The organism is Kitasatospora sp. NPDC058243 (genome assembly GCF_042882025.1).
Lineage (GTDB): Bacteria > Actinomycetota > Actinomycetes > Streptomycetales > Streptomycetaceae > Kitasatospora.
In genome coordinates this window covers 1-14,835 of sequence record NZ_JBHVWW010000114.1, presented here as the reverse complement: position 1 = coordinate 14,835, position 14,835 = coordinate 1, and the positions used below count along the sequence as shown (strand labels likewise).

At 71.8% G+C, this 14,835-nt stretch carries 8 protein-coding genes; 2 read left to right on the top strand and 6 right to left on the bottom strand.

Annotation, left to right across the window (positions count from 1 at the left end):
• The 3 genes from ACFVX9_RS38615 to ACFVX9_RS38605 form a co-directional block, all read right to left on the bottom strand.
• Window positions 1–7,549, bottom strand: a 7,549-nt coding sequence (locus tag ACFVX9_RS38615; protein WP_387986859.1) for a hypothetical protein, incomplete at its 3' end; no start/stop codon positions are given.
• Window positions 7,550–7,876: 327 nt separating this feature from the next.
• Window positions 7,877–8,470, bottom strand: coding sequence for a fasciclin domain-containing protein (locus tag ACFVX9_RS38610; protein ID WP_387986856.1), 594 nt, complete (start codon window positions 8,468–8,470; stop codon window positions 7,877–7,879).
• A gap of 191 nt (window positions 8,471–8,661) precedes the next feature.
• Window positions 8,662–9,165, bottom strand: coding sequence for a GNAT family N-acetyltransferase (locus tag ACFVX9_RS38605; protein WP_063350778.1), 504 nt, complete (start codon window positions 9,163–9,165; stop codon window positions 8,662–8,664).
• A gap of 278 nt (window positions 9,166–9,443) precedes the next feature.
• Here ACFVX9_RS38605 and ACFVX9_RS38600 point away from each other — a divergent pair, with 278 nt between their 5' ends.
• Together ACFVX9_RS38600 and ACFVX9_RS38595 are read left to right on the top strand one after the other, a co-directional pair.
• Window positions 9,444–10,046 carry a hypothetical protein gene (locus ACFVX9_RS38600; RefSeq protein WP_387986853.1) on the top strand — a complete coding sequence of 201 codons (603 nt, stop codon included), beginning with the start codon at window positions 9,444–9,446 and terminating at the stop codon, window positions 10,044–10,046.
• Window positions 10,047–10,308: 262 nt separating this feature from the next.
• Window positions 10,309–11,553, top strand: coding sequence for an MFS transporter (locus tag ACFVX9_RS38595; protein ID WP_387986850.1), 1,245 nt, complete (start codon window positions 10,309–10,311; stop codon window positions 11,551–11,553).
• A gap of 68 nt (window positions 11,554–11,621) precedes the next feature.
• Here ACFVX9_RS38595 and ACFVX9_RS38590 read toward each other — a convergent pair whose 3' ends face one another.
• From ACFVX9_RS38590 to ACFVX9_RS38580, 3 genes are all read right to left on the bottom strand, one after another.
• Window positions 11,622–12,251, bottom strand: coding sequence for an ATP-binding protein (locus ACFVX9_RS38590; RefSeq protein ID WP_380377845.1), 630 nt, complete (start codon window positions 12,249–12,251; stop codon window positions 11,622–11,624).
• A gap of 105 nt (window positions 12,252–12,356) precedes the next feature.
• Window positions 12,357–13,217 (bottom strand): DUF3592 domain-containing protein, encoded by an 861-nt coding sequence (locus ACFVX9_RS38585; RefSeq protein ID WP_387986845.1) that lies wholly within the window; start codon window positions 13,215–13,217, stop codon window positions 12,357–12,359.
• A 102-nt stretch (window positions 13,218–13,319) separates the two neighbouring features.
• Window positions 13,320–14,399, bottom strand: a complete 1,080-nt coding sequence (locus tag ACFVX9_RS38580) for a hypothetical protein (protein ID WP_387986841.1) — start codon at window positions 14,397–14,399, stop codon at window positions 13,320–13,322.
• Between the last annotated feature and the right edge of the window lie 436 nt (window positions 14,400–14,835).

Sequence of the window (14,835 nt, the reverse complement as noted above, 5' to 3'; positions counted from 1 at the left end):
GTCCACCGGTGGTCGCCGACGGCTCCGGCACCTCCCGCGCGGAGCGGAGCGACCGGTTCGCCGAAGCGGGGCAGTTGCTGCCGTCGCCGAGCGAGACGACCCGGTTGTCGAGGCGCTTGCCGCCGGCGTCGGACTTGACGGTGAAGGTGTAGACGAGGGTCTCGGTGGCTCCGGGGCGGAGGTCGAGGGTCCAGGTCAGGCGCGGCGGGCTGTAGGAGATCCGGCCGATGGTGGCGTGGGCGTCACCGTCGTAGTCGGCGGCGTCCAGGACGCCGGTGAAGTCGTCGACGACGACGGCGCCGTGGTAGGTGCCGCTGGTGCGGTTCGTGGCGGTGACGGTGTAGGTGACCTTGTCACCGGGGCCGGGCTTGGCCGGGGAGACCTGCTTGGCGAGGTGCAGGTCGTGCCGGACGGTGATCGGCTCCGTCGGGGTGGCCACGGCCGTGTGCGTGGGCGTGGCCGGGTCGGGGCCGCCGGTGACGACGGCGGAGTTCACCGGCACCTCCGTCGCGTCCGGTGAGAGGGTCCCGCTGAGGGTGTAGGTCGCGGTGGCGCCGACGGCCAGGTCGATGGCCGGGCACGTGGCGACACCGCCGGTGTCAGGGCAGGGCGTGCCGTCGGCGTCGGCGGTCAGAACCGGGTGGTCCACCTGCTGCGGGAACCGGTCGGTGACCACGACGTTGCGGGCCCGCGAGGGGCCGTCGTTGGTGACGCCGACCCGCCAGGAGATCGGCCCGCCGGCCACGACCGGGGAGGTCAGCAACACCTTGGAGACCGTCAGACGGGCCTGCTGGGAGGGCGGACCGGTCGGTGAGGCGACCGCGGTGTGGGTGGGTGTGGCGGGGTCGGGCCCGCCGGTGACGACCGCCGTGTTCACCGGTGTGCTGGTGGCCGCGGGGTCGAGCGTGCCGGTGAGCGTCCACGAGTGGGTGGCGCCGACCGGGATCTGGACGGCGGGGCAGGTGGCGACCCCGGCCGTGACGGGGCAGACGGCGCCATCGGAATCCGAGGTCAGCGAGGCGCCGGACACCCCGCCGGGCACCCGGTCGGTGACGACCACGTCCCGCGCCTGGCTGGGGCCGTTGTTGGTGACCGACACCCGCCACTGGATCTGCTGCCCAGGCACCACCGGGCTCGTCAGCAGCACCTTCGACACCGTCAGACGGGCCTGCTGGGACGGTGAGGAGGTCGGTGAGGCCACGGCGGTGTGGGTGGGTGTGGCGGGGTCGGGCCCGCCGGTGACGACCGCGGTGTTCACCGGTGTGCTGGTGGCCGCGGGGTCGAGCGTGCCGGTGAGCGTCCAGCTCGCGGTGCCCCCGGCGGGGATCTCGACCGCCGGGCAGGTGGCGACGCCGGCGGCGATGGCGCAGCTGGCCCCGCTCGTGTCGTCGGCCATCGCGGGGTTGTCGACGCCGTCCGGGATCCGGTCGGTGACCACGACGTTCCGGGCCCGCGAAGGACCGTGGTTGGTGACCGTCACCCGCCACCGGATCGGGCCACCCGGCACCACCGGATCGGTGAGCAGGATCTTGGAGGCGGTCAGGTTCGCCTGCGGCGACGGGGAGCCGGTGGGCGAGGCCACGGCGGTGTGCGAGGAGGCCGTGGGGTCGGGGCCGCCGGTGACGGTGGCGCCGTTGGTGGGAGTGACCGTGGCGTTGGGGTCGAGGACGCCGCTCAGGCTGTAGCTGTGCGACTGACCGACCTCCAGCTCGATGGCCGGGCAGGTTGCGACGCTGCCCGAGACCGGGCAGGCGGCCCCGTCGGTCTCGGACGTCATGGTCGGGCTCGACACTCCCGCCGGGATCCGGTCCGTGACGACGACGTTCCGGGCCCGCGAAGGACCGTTGTTCGTGACGGTGACCCGCCACTGGATCTGCTGCCCGGGCACCACCGGGTTCGTCACCAGCACCTTGCCGAGCGTCAGGTTCGCCTGCGGGATGACGGCGCCGGTGGGGCTGGCGACCGCCGTGTGTGTGGGCGTGGCCGGGTCCGGGCCGCCGGTGACGGTCGCGGTGTTCCCGGGCACGGCCGTGGCGTCCTGGGCGAGCATGCCGGTGAGGGTGAAGGTCGAAGTCGCGCCGACCGGGATCTCCACCGCCGGGCACGTCGCCGTGCCGGTGCTGACCGGGCAGGACGAGCCCGTGGCGTCCACGGTCATCACGGCGCCGACCACCTGGTCCGGGATCCGGTCGCTGACGACCACGTTGCGGGCGGTCGACGGCCCCCGGTTGGTGACGGCGACCCGCCACGAGATCGGCTGGCCGGGCACCACCGGGTCGGTGAGCAGGATCTTCGTCACGGTCAGGTTCGCCTGCGGCTGGGCCGTCTCCGTGGGAGTCGCCGTCGCCGTGTTGTTCGACGGGTTGGGGTCCGGGCCGCCGGAGACGGAGGCGACGTTCACGGGCGTGCTGGTCGCGGCGGCGTCGAGCGTGCCGGTGACGGTGTAGGAGGCGGTGCCGTCGGCCGGGATCTCGATGGCCGGACAGGTCGCCGTGTTGCCGGCGATCGGACACGGCGTGCCGTCGGCGTCGGCGGTCACGGCCGGATTGTGGACCTCCGCCGGGACGGTGTCGGTGACGACCACGTTCCGTGCCCGGGAGGGGCCGTTGTTGGTCACCGTCACCCGCCACTGGATCGGGCCGCCCGGCACCACCGGGCTCGTCAGCAGCACCTTGGCGATCGACAGGTCCGCCCGCGGGGCCGGCGAACCGGACGGGGTCGCGACGGCGGTGTGTGTCGGAGTGGCCGGGTCGGGACCACCCGTGGCGGTCGCGGTGTTGGTCGGCGTGGTGGTCGCGTTCGGGTCGAACGTGCCGGTGAGGGTGTACGACTCCGACTGGCCGACGGCGAGCTCGATGGCGGGGCAGATCGCCTGGTTCCCGGTGATCGGGCACGGGGTGTCGTCGGCGTCCGCAGCCATGGTCGGGTCCAGGACGCCGGCCGGGATGGTGTCGGTGACGACCACGTTCCGTGCCCGGGAGGGGCCGTTGTTGGTGACCGTCACCCGCCACTGGATCGGGCCGCCCGGCACCACGGAACCGGTGACCAGCACCTTGGAGAGCGTGAGGCTGGCCTGCGGAGAGGGCGAGACGGACGGGGTCGCGACGGCGGTGTGCGTGGGCGTCGCCGGGTCCGGGCCGCCGGTCACGATGGCGGTGTTGGTGGGCGTGGTGGTCGCGTCCGAGGCCAGGGTGCCGGTGAGGGTGTACGACTCCGACTGGCCGACGGCGAGCTCGATGGCCGGACAGGTCGCCCGGTTCCCGGTGATCGGGCAGAGGCTGCCGTCCGTGTCCCGGGCCAGGGACGGGTTCGCGACGCCGTCAGGGACGGTATCGGTGACGACCACGTTCCGGGCCGTGCTCGGTCCGTTGTCGGTCACGGTGATCCGCCACTGGATCTGCTGTCCGGGCACGACCGGGTTGGTGAGCAGCACCTTCGACACCGTCAGGCTGGCCTGTCCTGAGGGGGTGGTGGTCGGCGAGGCGACGGCGGTGTGGGTGGGTGTGGTGGGGTCGGGGCCGCCGGTCACGGTGGCGGTGTTGGTGGGCGTGTTCGTCGCGTTGGGGCTGAGGGTGCCGGTGAGGGTCCACTTCAGCGTTTGGCCGACGGGGATCTGGACGGCCGGGCAGGTGGCTGTCCCGTTGGCGATCGGGCAGGTAGTGCCGTCCGTAGCCGTCATGCTGGCGTTGGTCACGCCGGTTGGTACCTGGTCGGTGACGATGACGTTGCGGGCTTCGCTGGGGCCGTTGTTGGTGACGCTGACCTGCCATTGGATCTGCTGTCCGGGCACGACCGGGTTGGTGACGAGCACCTTGGAAACGGTCAGGCTCGCCTGCGGCGAAGGCGAGTTGGTTGGTGAGGCGACTGCGGTGTGTGTGGGTGTCGCGGGGTCGGGGCCGCCGGTGACGGTGGCGGTGTTGGTGGGTGTGGTGGCCGCGTTGGGGTCGAGGGTGCCCGTCAGTGTCCAGGTGCGTGTCTGGCCGGCCGGGATGTTCGCTCCTGGGCAGGTGGCGGTGCCGTTGGTGATCGGGCAGTTGGTGCCGTCGGCGTCAGCCTTCATCGAGGCAGCTGTGACACCGGCCGGCACCTGGTCGGACACCACCACATTCTGGGCGGTGCTCGGTCCGTTGTTGGTGACGGCTACCTGCCACTGGATCTGCTGTCCGGGTACGACTGGGTTGGTGAGCAGCGTCTTCGAGACCGTGAGGCTGGCCTGCGGTGAGGGCGAGTTGGTAGGTGAGGCGACGGCGGTGTGGGTGGGTGTGGTGGGGTCGGGTCCGCCGGTCACGATGGCGGTGTTGGACGGTGTCGTCGTGGCATCAGGGCCGAGGGTGCCGGTGAGTGTCCAGGTGAGTGTTTGACCGACGGGGATGTCCACCCCCGGGCAGGTGGCGGTGCCGTTGGTGATGGGGCACGTTGTGCCGTCTGCGGCCGTCATGCTGGCGTTGGTCACGCCGGTTGGTACCTGGTCGGTGACGATGACGTTGCGGGCTTCGCTGGGGCCGTTGTTGGTGACGCTGACCTGCCATTGGATCTGCTGTCCGGGCACGACCGGGTTGGTGACGAGCACCTTGGAAACGGTCAGGCTCGCCTGCGGTGACGGCGAGCCGGACGGGGTCGCGACGGCGGTGTGCGTCGGGGTGGCCGGGTCGGGACCGCCCGTCACCGTCGCCGTGTTGGACGGTGTCGTCGTGGCGTTCGGGCTGAGGGTGCCGGTGAGTGTCCAGGTGAGTGAGCCGCCGACGGGGATCTCGACGGCGGGGCAGGTTGCTGTCCCGTTGGTGATCGGGCAGTTGGTGCTATCGGCGTCGGCCTTCATCGACGCGCCGGTCACTCCGCTGGGGACCGCGTCCGTCACCACGACGTTGCGGGCGCGCGAGGGCCCGTTGTTGGTGACTGTCACCTGCCACTGGATCTGCTGCCCGGGCACCACCGGGTTCGTGAGCAGCGCCTTCGACACCGTCAGGCTCGCCTGCTCGGAGGGGGATGCTGTGGGGGAGGCCATGGCGGTGTGGGTCGGGGTCGCGGGGTCGGGGCCGCCGGTGACGGTCACGGTGTTGGTGGGTGTGGTGGTCGCGTTGGCGTCGAGGGTGCCGGTGAGTGTCCAGGTGAGTGAGCCGCCGACGGGGATCTCGACGGCGGGGCAGGTTGCTGTCCCGTTGCTGATCGGGCAGTTGGTGCTATCGGCGTCGGCCTTCATCGACGCGCTGGTCACTCCGCTGGGGACCGTGTCCGTCACCACGACGTTGCGGGCGCGCGAGGGCCCGTTGTTGGTGACTGTCACCTGCCACTGCACCTGCTGTCCGGGCACCACCGGGCTCGTCAGCAGCGCCTTCGACACCGTCAGGTTTGCCTGCGGCGACGGAGTGGCGGTCGGCGAGGCCACCGCCGTACGCGTCGGGGTCGCCGGGTCGGGGCCTCCGGTGACCGTGGTGGTGTTGGTGGGGGAGGTGGTGGCGTCGGGCGACAGCGTGCCGGTGAGTGTCCAGGAGAGCGAGCCGCCGACGGGGATCTCGACAGCCGGGCAGGTGGCAGTCCCGTTGCTGATGGGGCAGTTGGTGCCGCCGGTGTCGGCCGTCATGGAGGCGCCGGTCACTCCGCTGGGCACGGTGTCGCTGACCACGACGTTGCGGGCCCGCGACGGGCCGCTGTTGGTCACCGTGATCCGCCACTGGATCTGCTGTCCGGGCACCACCGGGTTGGTGAGCAGGACCTTGGAGATGCCCAGGGTGGCTTGTCCGCCCGGCGGGATCGGGTTCGCGGTGCTGGTGCAGTTCGGGGTGCAGCCCGGGTCGGTGGCGCCGCCCGGAGGGGTGACGGTGGCGCGGTTGTCCAGCGCACCGGTGGCGTCGGCCGGGACGGTGCCGGTGAGGGTGTAGGTGACCTGGCCGCCGGCCGCGATGTTGACGGTGGTGTTGATGTTCCCGGTGCCCGACGCGGCGCTGCCGCAGCTGCTTCCACTGGCGGCCGTGCAGGTCCAGGTGAAGTTCTGGACGGAGGCGGGCAGTGTGTCCCTGACGCTCACTCCGGTGGCGTCGGAGGGGCCGCTGTTCTTCACCACGATCGTGTAGGTGAGCGGCTGGCCGGGGATGTACGGGTTCTTGTCCGGTGTCTTGGTGACGGACAGTCCGGTGGTCGGCTGCGACGGCGTGTCGAGGGTGGTGGAGCAGGTCGGACCGCAGTTGGGGTCGGTGCTCGCCGAGGGGCGGGTGACCGTGGCGGTGTTGGTGAGCGTCCCGGTGGTCGAGGGAGGGACGGTGCCGGTGACCGTGTAGGTGACGCTGTCGTTGGCCGCGATGGTGGCCGTGGTGTCGAGGCTGCCCGAGCCGCTCGACGTGCCGCAGGCGCTGTTCGCGGTGGCGGCCGAGCAGGTCCAGGTGAAGCCCGAGAGTGCGGACGGCAGGGCGTCGCGGACGGCCGCGTCGACGGCGGGCGCGGGGCCGGCGTTGCGGACGGTGATGGTGTAGGTCAGCGGCTGGCCGGGGACGTAGCCGGCCTTGTCGGCGGTCTTGGTGATGGACAGGCCGACCGTGGTCTGCCACTCGATGACGACCTCGCCGTTTCCGCCGTTGGAGTAGCCGCCGCCGTCGCCGATGCCGCGCACGTACTGGGTGTCGGTGCGGCCGCCCGAGGTGCCGCCCTGGCCGTTGCCGGTGCTGTTGGTGCCGTTGGAGGTCTGGGTGTTGGTGACGCCGGTGCCCCGGTTGTAGCCGGAGCCGCCGCCACCCATGCCGTTGGGGTCCAGGGTGCCGGAGCGCTGGCAGGCGCCGCCGCCACCGCCGTAGTAGCCGCCACCGCCGCCGCCACCACCTTCGTAGCCGCTGTTGTTGGCGCCGCTGCCGCCCTGGTACTGGTTGCCGGCGGTCGCTGCCGCGCAGGCCGTCTGGGTGGCTGCCGCGCCGCCCGCGGTCTGGGTGCCGCCCCGGCCGGAGGCGGCGGGCTGGTTGTCCTGGCCGCCGTTGGTGCCGCCGCCGCCACCGGCGGCCGGGGTGGTGGCGTCGGCGCCGGGCGAGGAACCGCCGCCGCCACCGGCGATGAGCAGCGGGGTGGTTCCGTAGGTGCCGTTCCACACGGCGCTCAGCCCGCCGCCGCTGCCGCCGGTCGCGCTGGCGCCGGCGGCGTTCGTGAATCCCTGGCCGCCGGCGCCGCCGCCGCCGTACGTCGGGCTGGTGCTGTTCATCACGCCGCCCTGCCCGGAGGTGACGGTGAGCCGCTGGCCGGGCGTCACGGCGAGGGTGCCGGTGGTGTAGCCGCCGCCACCGCCGCCGTACTGGCCGGTGTAATAGGGACGGGGGGACCCGGCGCCGCCGGCGCCGAAGACGCGGGCGTAGACGCTGCTCACCCCGGCGGGCACGGTGAAGGTCTGGTCGCCGCCGCTGTAGGTGAAGCGGACGCAGTTGGTGTTGGTGGCGGACGGCGTGCAGGAGACCTGGGCGCGGTTCCGTTCGACGAGGCCCGGGGCGGTTCGCTGCGGGTGCACGGAGGCGGCGAGGGCGAACCCTCCTTGCGGCACCAGGCACAGCAGCGCGAGGACGCCACGCAGCAGCATGGACACTGGACCGTCGACCAACGACCGCACCGGACGCACCGGCGCCTCCTCTCGCGATCACGCGTCAGCACGCGTGCGCGACCAGGAATAACCGACGTCACGGTAGGCAGCGGTCACTCGCGACCGTGTCATCTGATCATTACGTGCGAATCCCTGCTATTGGCCTATGAGGAGGCCTCGGCCGGGTCTCGCGGGCGGCGACGGAGTCGCTGCTCCTGCCCCGGAGGACTCCGGTCGGAGACCCGCCCGGAACGACGGGTCGGGGTGGGGAGCACCCACCCCGACCCGTGTGTCGACGTCCCCGCTCGATCAGTGCGCTCAGCGCGTTCAGCCGAACGCCGGCACCTGGTCCAGCACCGCCAGCCGCGCGTTCGCCGTCCGGATGCTGCCGCACACCACCTGCGCACCGCCGATCCGGTAGTCGTCCCCGCTGCCGGTCGCCTTGATCACCGCACCCTGCAGCGAGGTGTAGGACTTGTCCGCCAGATCGGCCTTCCGCAGGTCCCGGACCACGATCAGGCGGCGCAGCAGGTCGCTCGCGCCGGGCTGGGCGCCCAGGGCCTTCTTCTGGTCCTCCGGCAGCTTGGCGAAGGCCGCGTCGTTCGGGGCGAAGACGGTGACGTTGTCCATCGAGTCGAAGACGTCCTTGGCCTTGGCCGTCTTGATCAGCGAGGACATCGAGGTGAGGTCCTTGGTCTGGTCGATCGCGGACAGCACCGGGATGCCGCCCATCGAGGCCAGGCTCCCGGGGCCGTCGGCCGGCAGCGCGGCGCAGTTCGGGCCGAACGCCTGCTCCGGCGGGGGAGGTGCGGCGACCGCCGGAGCGGCAGCGTCGCTGCCCACACCGGTGCAGCCGGCGAGCGGCACGAGGGCCAGCGCGACGGCTGCGGTCAAGACGGGGTGGGTCGTGCGACGACGCATGCGAAGTCCTTCTCAAGGGGGCGAACCGGCCTATCCGGGCTGAATACGCTCAGATAGTGACACGGGAACGGGACGATCCCCGGGACTGACCTCACCTGACCACCCGTCACCGAATCGGTGCCGGGCTCCGGCGGACCGGCCCGCCCGGGCGACGGGCGAGCCGAACGGGCTGTCCTCGCCCGGACCCCCCGTCAGGGGGTGAGTCGGAACGCCTCCAACTCCATGCCGTACCAGCGGGTGGTGCGGCCCAGCGCGGTCATGCCGAGCCGGTGGCAGACGGCCAGCGACGGCCGGTTGTCCGGCCGGACCACCGCGTGGATCTCGGCCAGGCCGTCCGCGAATCCCTTGGCCACGGCGCCCTGCGCGGCCTCGGTGGCGTAGCCCTGCCCCCAGCTGTCCGGATGGAGGTGCCAGCCGACCTCGACCTCTCCGTCGCCGTCCGGGATCGGGATGAGCAGGACGGAGCCGGCGACCACGCCGGTGTCCTTCCGTTCCGCCGCCCAGGTGCCGAAGCGCGGGTCGGCCGAGCGGGAGCGGAAGCGTTCGATCGCCGCCTCGGCGTCAGTGAGGTTTTCCAGGGTGCGGGGATCGCGGCCCAGCCACTGCGTCACCTCCCAGCGGGAGTAGATGTCGAGTGCCCGCTCGCGGTCCTCGGGCTGCCACTGGCGTATCGTCAGGCGATTGGTCGTGAACATGGACGTGATTCTGCTCCGACTGACCTGCGGGTGCCAGGCGCAGGCGCTTCCGGCATCGACCGAGCGGCCTCCCCGCAGGGCTTCCACACCGCGGCTTCCACCGCCCCGACCGGACGGGCTCCCGTGCGCAGGGCGACTTTGGGCCAAGATTGCCTGTTCATGCGATCGGCACATGTTGTGCACACTTCCTCCCCGTAGGGTGTGGCCGTCCCATCCCGGGTTCCCCCGTCAACGGGCCGCATCGTGCTGCCCGCCGCTTGGACTGGAGTGAATTGACCATGTCTGACCGCCACTTGTGGAAGCACCTGACAACTGCCGTCGTCCGCAGGGGAGTCGGCGCCACCCTGGGCGCCCTCGCGCTGATCGCGGCCTTCGTCCTCGCGGGCACCGCCGCCGGGACGTCGAGTGCGGCGGCCCAGCCGGCCGGCTGGGGCGGCCCCGGCAAGTGGGCCTGCTCCGGCGCGCCCGTCCAGTCCGGATGGGTCATCACCATCTACGACCGGACCGGCTGCAACGGCTCCGGTTCCTGGTACCAGGAACCGGTCAAGGACGGGATCTGGACCTGTTCGGGCTCGCCGATCGTCCCCGGGTACGTCATCACCGACCACATCCAGACCGGCTGCAACGGCATCGGCTCCTGGCGGCACAACCTCCCCAAGGACGGGATCTGGACCTGCGGCGGATCGCCGGTCGTCAGCGGCTACGTCATCACCGACTACATCCGCAACGGCTGCAACGGCGTCGGGTCCTGGCGGCACAACCTCGCGCGCGTCGGCCTGTGGACCTGCCCGGGCTCGCCCATCCCGGCCGGCTTCCGCGCCACCACGTACAGTGCCGGCGGGTGCAGCGGCCTCGGCGCCTGGGCCCTGGTCCGCGCCTGACCCCACCCGCCCGGCCCGGAGGCACCGCGCACTCGTCGTGCCGGTGCCTCCGGCACGCTCCCACAACGGCAGCGGGTCGAAGCCGAAGCCGTCGCCGCCGACGCCGACGCGCACAGCGTCGAGATCCACGCCGGCCATCGTGTCCACACAACGGATGGTTGTGCCCTCCCGGCGGATCAGTTGTTTGATCCCGCCATTCGCCATCCGCTTTGATGCCGGTGGTCAGCGGGTGGTTGTTCGGATCGGCGAGAGGCGTACGGGTATGAATGGGCGGCGGGTACTGGGGCGGCGGTTCGGATGGCTGTGGGCGGCGTTCGCGGTGAGCTCCTACGGCTCGGGACTCGGATTCGGCGCGTTCCCCCTCCTCGCGATCGTCGTGCTGCACTCCGGACCGACCCAGGTGGCGCTGCTGGCCGCCGCAGGACGGGCTGTGGGCGCCCTGGTCGCCGTGCCGCTCGGTCCGTGGATGGAGTTCCGGCGCAAACGGCCGGTCATGATGGCGATGGACCTGACCCGGTTCGCGGTGCTGCTGAGCGTCCCCGCCGCGTTCGTGCTCGGCCGGCTCAGCTTCGCCCAGCTCCTCGTCGTCTCCGTCGTCACCGCCGCGGCCGACATCGCCTTCAAGGCCGCCAGCGGCGCGTACCTCAAGACGCTCGTGCCGCCCCAGGACCTGCTCGTCGCGAACAGCCGGTTCGAATCGACGACCTGGACCGCCACCACGGTCGGGCCACCGCTCGGCGGGGCCGCCATCGGAGTGTTCGGCCCGGTGGTGACCGTGGTCGCCGACGCCCTCAGCTACCTGCTCTCGGCCCTCGGCATCCGCGCCATCGGCGGCACCGAACCGCACCCCGCGCCGACCGGCGCACCGCGGCTGCGCGCCGGGGACCTGCTCGAAGGGTGGCGCCACATCCTCACCCACCCCACACTGCGCCCGCTGTTCCTCAACGCGATCGCGGTCAACGGCCTGATCATGGCCGCGGAACCGCTGATGGCCGTACTCCTCCTCGGCCACCTCGGCTACGCACCCTGGCAGTACGGCCTCGTGTTCGCCTCCCCCTGCGTCGGCGGCCTGCTCGGCTCACGCCTCGCCCGCCCGCTCGCGACGCGCTTCGGACAGCACCGGACGCTGCTCACCGCCGGAGTGCTGCGCGCGTGCTGGCCCATCGGGCTGGCGTTCGTCCAGCCCGGCGCCCCCGGGATCGTCCTGATCGTCACCGTCCAGCTCGGCCTGGTCACCTGCTGCGGCCTGTTCAATCCGCTGCTGGCCACCCACCGGCTCGAACAGATCGACCCCGACAAGCTCGCCCGCACCCTCGCCGCATGGTCGATCAGCAGCAGTGCCGCCATCGCGGCCCTCACCGCGCTGTGGGGCCTGCTGGCCGCCACCACCAGCCCCCGCACCGCGATCGCCGCCGCGGGAATCCTCCTCCTCGCCACCCCGTTGCTGCTGCCGCGCCGCGAGAGGACGCCCCGGAAGGCAGGGGAACAGGCCGCGAGCCTGACCTGAGACGCGGGAGGACCCGGCATGGGGGAGCTCGGACAGCTGCCGGTCGGGTGTCTCGGACGGCTCGGATGTCAGTGCGGCCCACGCCGGTCGTCGAGCTGGACCTCCAACTGCGGCCAGGTTGCGGCCAGGCGTGTCAGGTCGTCTGCCGTCGGGGTGGTGAGCGAGCCCACCGGTGTGCCCGGCTTGAAGTGGACCAGTGTCCCGGTCGTGCCGTCCACCTCGACGGGCTCCAATCCGGTGACGGGGACGCCGAGTTCGTAGCGCTGGGTCCAGGCCCCGTTGAGACGGCGGTTGGTGTGGACGAGCCAGTCGCTGAGCGCTGCGACGACGGACATGCCGCGCCGGGGATGACCGTCGGGCAGCACTTCGGCCTGCGGGGAGTCGAAGAACCGAAGGTCCTTCGTCGCCATGACGGGCTTCTTCACGCTCCGGCCCTGCTCGTCCACCCGGGTGTCGGTGCCCCGCCCGTTGTCCCTGACGGACAGGGAGCTGTCGGTGTGGAGAACGAGGACGCAGCGCCCGCTGCCGTTTCCTGATGCTTCGTCGGCCGCATAGCCGAGGACTTCCAGGGCGAGGTGCCACGGTCCGCCCGGAGCGAACTCTGCCGGGTTCTGCCTGATGTGCGCCAGATGATCCGTATCGACGGCGCTCGACCAGTCATGTGTCGTGTTGACCCACTGGGCCCTCGGTTCATTCATCGGGCCAGGATGCCGCAGGCCGACGACGGCTCCGGGACCGGCCCCGTGACTGGCGACCGTTCGTGGCATCTGTGCCGGTCGAGGCCGGGCGATGGCCGTTGGGTGTCAGAGCAGGACCGCTCCCGCGACTGCCGCCGACGCCGTGACGAGAACGCCCACGATGCCGCTGGTGACTCCGCTCCTCCAGGACCGCTGTGCGGCCGCGAGGTCCGGGGTGAAGTCGGCCGGGTCGGCGGGGGAGTAGTGGATCGTGACGTTCCGGCCGTACGAGTTGGTGGGGTCCGGCAGGCCTGAAAAGCAGTACGCGGTGACGGCCGCGCCCTCGTGGGTGGTGAAGGCGACCACCGGCGTCTGGCTGGTGGAGGTGTAGCCGTCCTCGTCGGTGCGGACGCTCCTGACGACGGCGACCACACGGCCCGGAACGGGAACCATCGCGGCCAGGGTGTCGAACCGGCTCCGCGCCTGGCGGACCTCCTGGGGCAGGGAGCACGCGAGGAACACGCTCCACGGCGCGCCGACACCGATCAGGGCCCACGGCCAGCCCCAGTCGACCGCGGCGACGACCACCAGCCCGACGCAGATCAGGAACACCGCGAAGTTCGGCCAGCCGAGCCCGTAGCGGCCGGCCCAGAGGTCGTCGGTGAACCGGAAGGCGTGCGGTCTTCCGGGTGGATAGCGGATCCCGATCTCCCGGCCCGTCCAGGCGGTGTTGATCCGGTCGCCGCAGTCGCCGTCGTTCGTCACGGTGAACTCCTGCCCGGTGGAGGGGTCTTGGAAGGTGACGACGACCGCTATGCCGTCCCCCTCGGAACCTCCGTGCCGCGGCTCCTGCACCCGCTCGATCCGCCCCATCACCCGGACCGTCCGCTGGGCCCGGGTCGCCCCCGCCAGCGACCGCCCGTACCCCAGCAGTGCCAACGTGCCGAACACCCCGCACCAGAGCGCCAGATAGTCGTGCCAGCCCATGAGTCCTCCTCCTGTCCTCCGGGTACGGTCTGCCGGGGTTCGTTCGCTGCTGTGGCAACCCGCCGTGTCGAAGCGCGTCGAGTGCGGGTGAGGCGCGGGTGATCAGCGTGCCGGGGCTCGTCGCACTACCTGGCCCTCACCGTTCGCCTCCAGCGAGGCACTGCCCTCGGGCCCGGTCACGCCGACCCTGATCGTGAGGGAGCCGGCGAGATGGTCGGCAGTGATCTGCCAGGACGTCGGGGAGTGGACGCCGAGCGTCGTTTCGGCCTCCTTGACCAGGGCCGGGAACCGCTCGTAGGGCAGGGAGAGCGGATCGAACTGGGGGGCCTTCGTGCCGCTCGGGGAGAACACGACCGACAGCACGCGGTCCTGCGCGAAGACGGTGATCGCCTGGCGCGGATCCTTCCCCTCGGTAAGGGAGTTGATGGCCTTGCGTAGTTCGCCGTCGTCGAGGAACGACTGGTCCGGCCCGAGAGAGACCGTCCCGGTCCCGGACGACACCACCGTGGTCGACCACGTCGAAGTGACCGTCGGCGCCGGGGAGGCGGAGTCCTGCTGCTCGAACAGGTCCACGCGGAACAGGAAGACCACGGCAGCCGCGGCGAGCAGCAGGCCGAAGAGCCCGACGAAACCGGTCGAACGGCCCTCGGAAGGCTCGGTCACCATGGTCGACTCGGGAGCCGAATCCAGCTGAGCGCCGGCCGCCCGCTCCTCCCACTCCGGGGTCGGCCGCTTCACGATCCTCACCCGCCACGGCCTGTCCGGTGGATACTTCACCACCAGGACGCCGCGCGGCCGGTAGTCGGGGAGGTCGACCAGGTTGATGTCCTGAGTGATCCCGACGCGGTAGGCAGGCTCGTCGTCCGGTACGACGGTGAGATCGAACCGCACCGGCACGTCGCTCGTCTCACCCCCAATGGCGCGCAGGCTCTCGATCACCGCGAGCGCCGTTCGGGGCACGACCTCCGCCTCCCGGGCCCGCCGTGGCGCCCCGGCGAGGAGGAGCAACAGGCCGTAGGCGATGGGCAACCCCAAACCCCCGATGAACAAGGGCACCTTCTCGACGACCACACCGACGACGAGCGCGGCCAGCGAACCCCCGATCACGGCACCCGTCAGGAAGCTGCGGGCGAGAGCGACCGGAGTACTGCGCGGGGGCGGCGCGCTCGTGGTGATCGTCATACGGGTGATTGTGCCGGGCCGGGGTGACAGTCGGTAGGCCTGGGGCGGGCGTTGTTCACGCGGGGCCGGCAGGACGCGGAGTGGGGCGGCTGTCAGGAGCAGTCGGAGCGATGGGCGAAGGGCTGCGCGCGCTCCTCGAAGGGCAGGTCCCGGATCGCGCCCGTCGCGGGGCGGTTTCGACGGGTGGCCCGGTTCGCCAGCTCCCGCGGTCGACTTCACGGGAGTTGGCGATGAGCGGGCGGTCTGTGCGCGAGCCGAAGGTCGGGCACGAGGGGCAGAACGGGCGCTGGGCCCGGGTGTCGAGCCTGCTGTTGGCGGGTGGCTATGGGGTGTCTGTGGCCCGTGTGAGTTGGTGGTTGAGGTTGGTGAGGGCGTTGTGGGTGGCTTTGGTGTGTTGGTTGGGGATGGTGTGTTTGGGGAGGAGGGTGGGCCATCC

Coding starts and splice junctions, on each gene's coding strand:
- ACFVX9_RS38590 (WP_380377845.1), bottom strand. CDS start 12,251: ATGAATGAACCGAGGGCCCAGTGGGTCAACACGACACATGACTGGTCG.
- ACFVX9_RS38605 (WP_063350778.1), bottom strand. CDS start 9,165: ATGTTCACGACCAATCGCCTGACGATACGCCAGTGGCAGCCCGAGGAC.
- ACFVX9_RS38600 (WP_387986853.1), top strand. CDS start 9,444: ATGTCTGACCGCCACTTGTGGAAGCACCTGACAACTGCCGTCGTCCGC.
- ACFVX9_RS38610 (WP_387986856.1), bottom strand. CDS start 8,470: ATGCGTCGTCGCACGACCCACCCCGTCTTGACCGCAGCCGTCGCGCTG.
- ACFVX9_RS38595 (WP_387986850.1), top strand. CDS start 10,309: ATGAATGGGCGGCGGGTACTGGGGCGGCGGTTCGGATGGCTGTGGGCG.
- ACFVX9_RS38580 (WP_387986841.1), bottom strand. CDS start 14,399: ATGACGATCACCACGAGCGCGCCGCCCCCGCGCAGTACTCCGGTCGCT.
- ACFVX9_RS38585 (WP_387986845.1), bottom strand. CDS start 13,217: ATGGGCTGGCACGACTATCTGGCGCTCTGGTGCGGGGTGTTCGGCACG.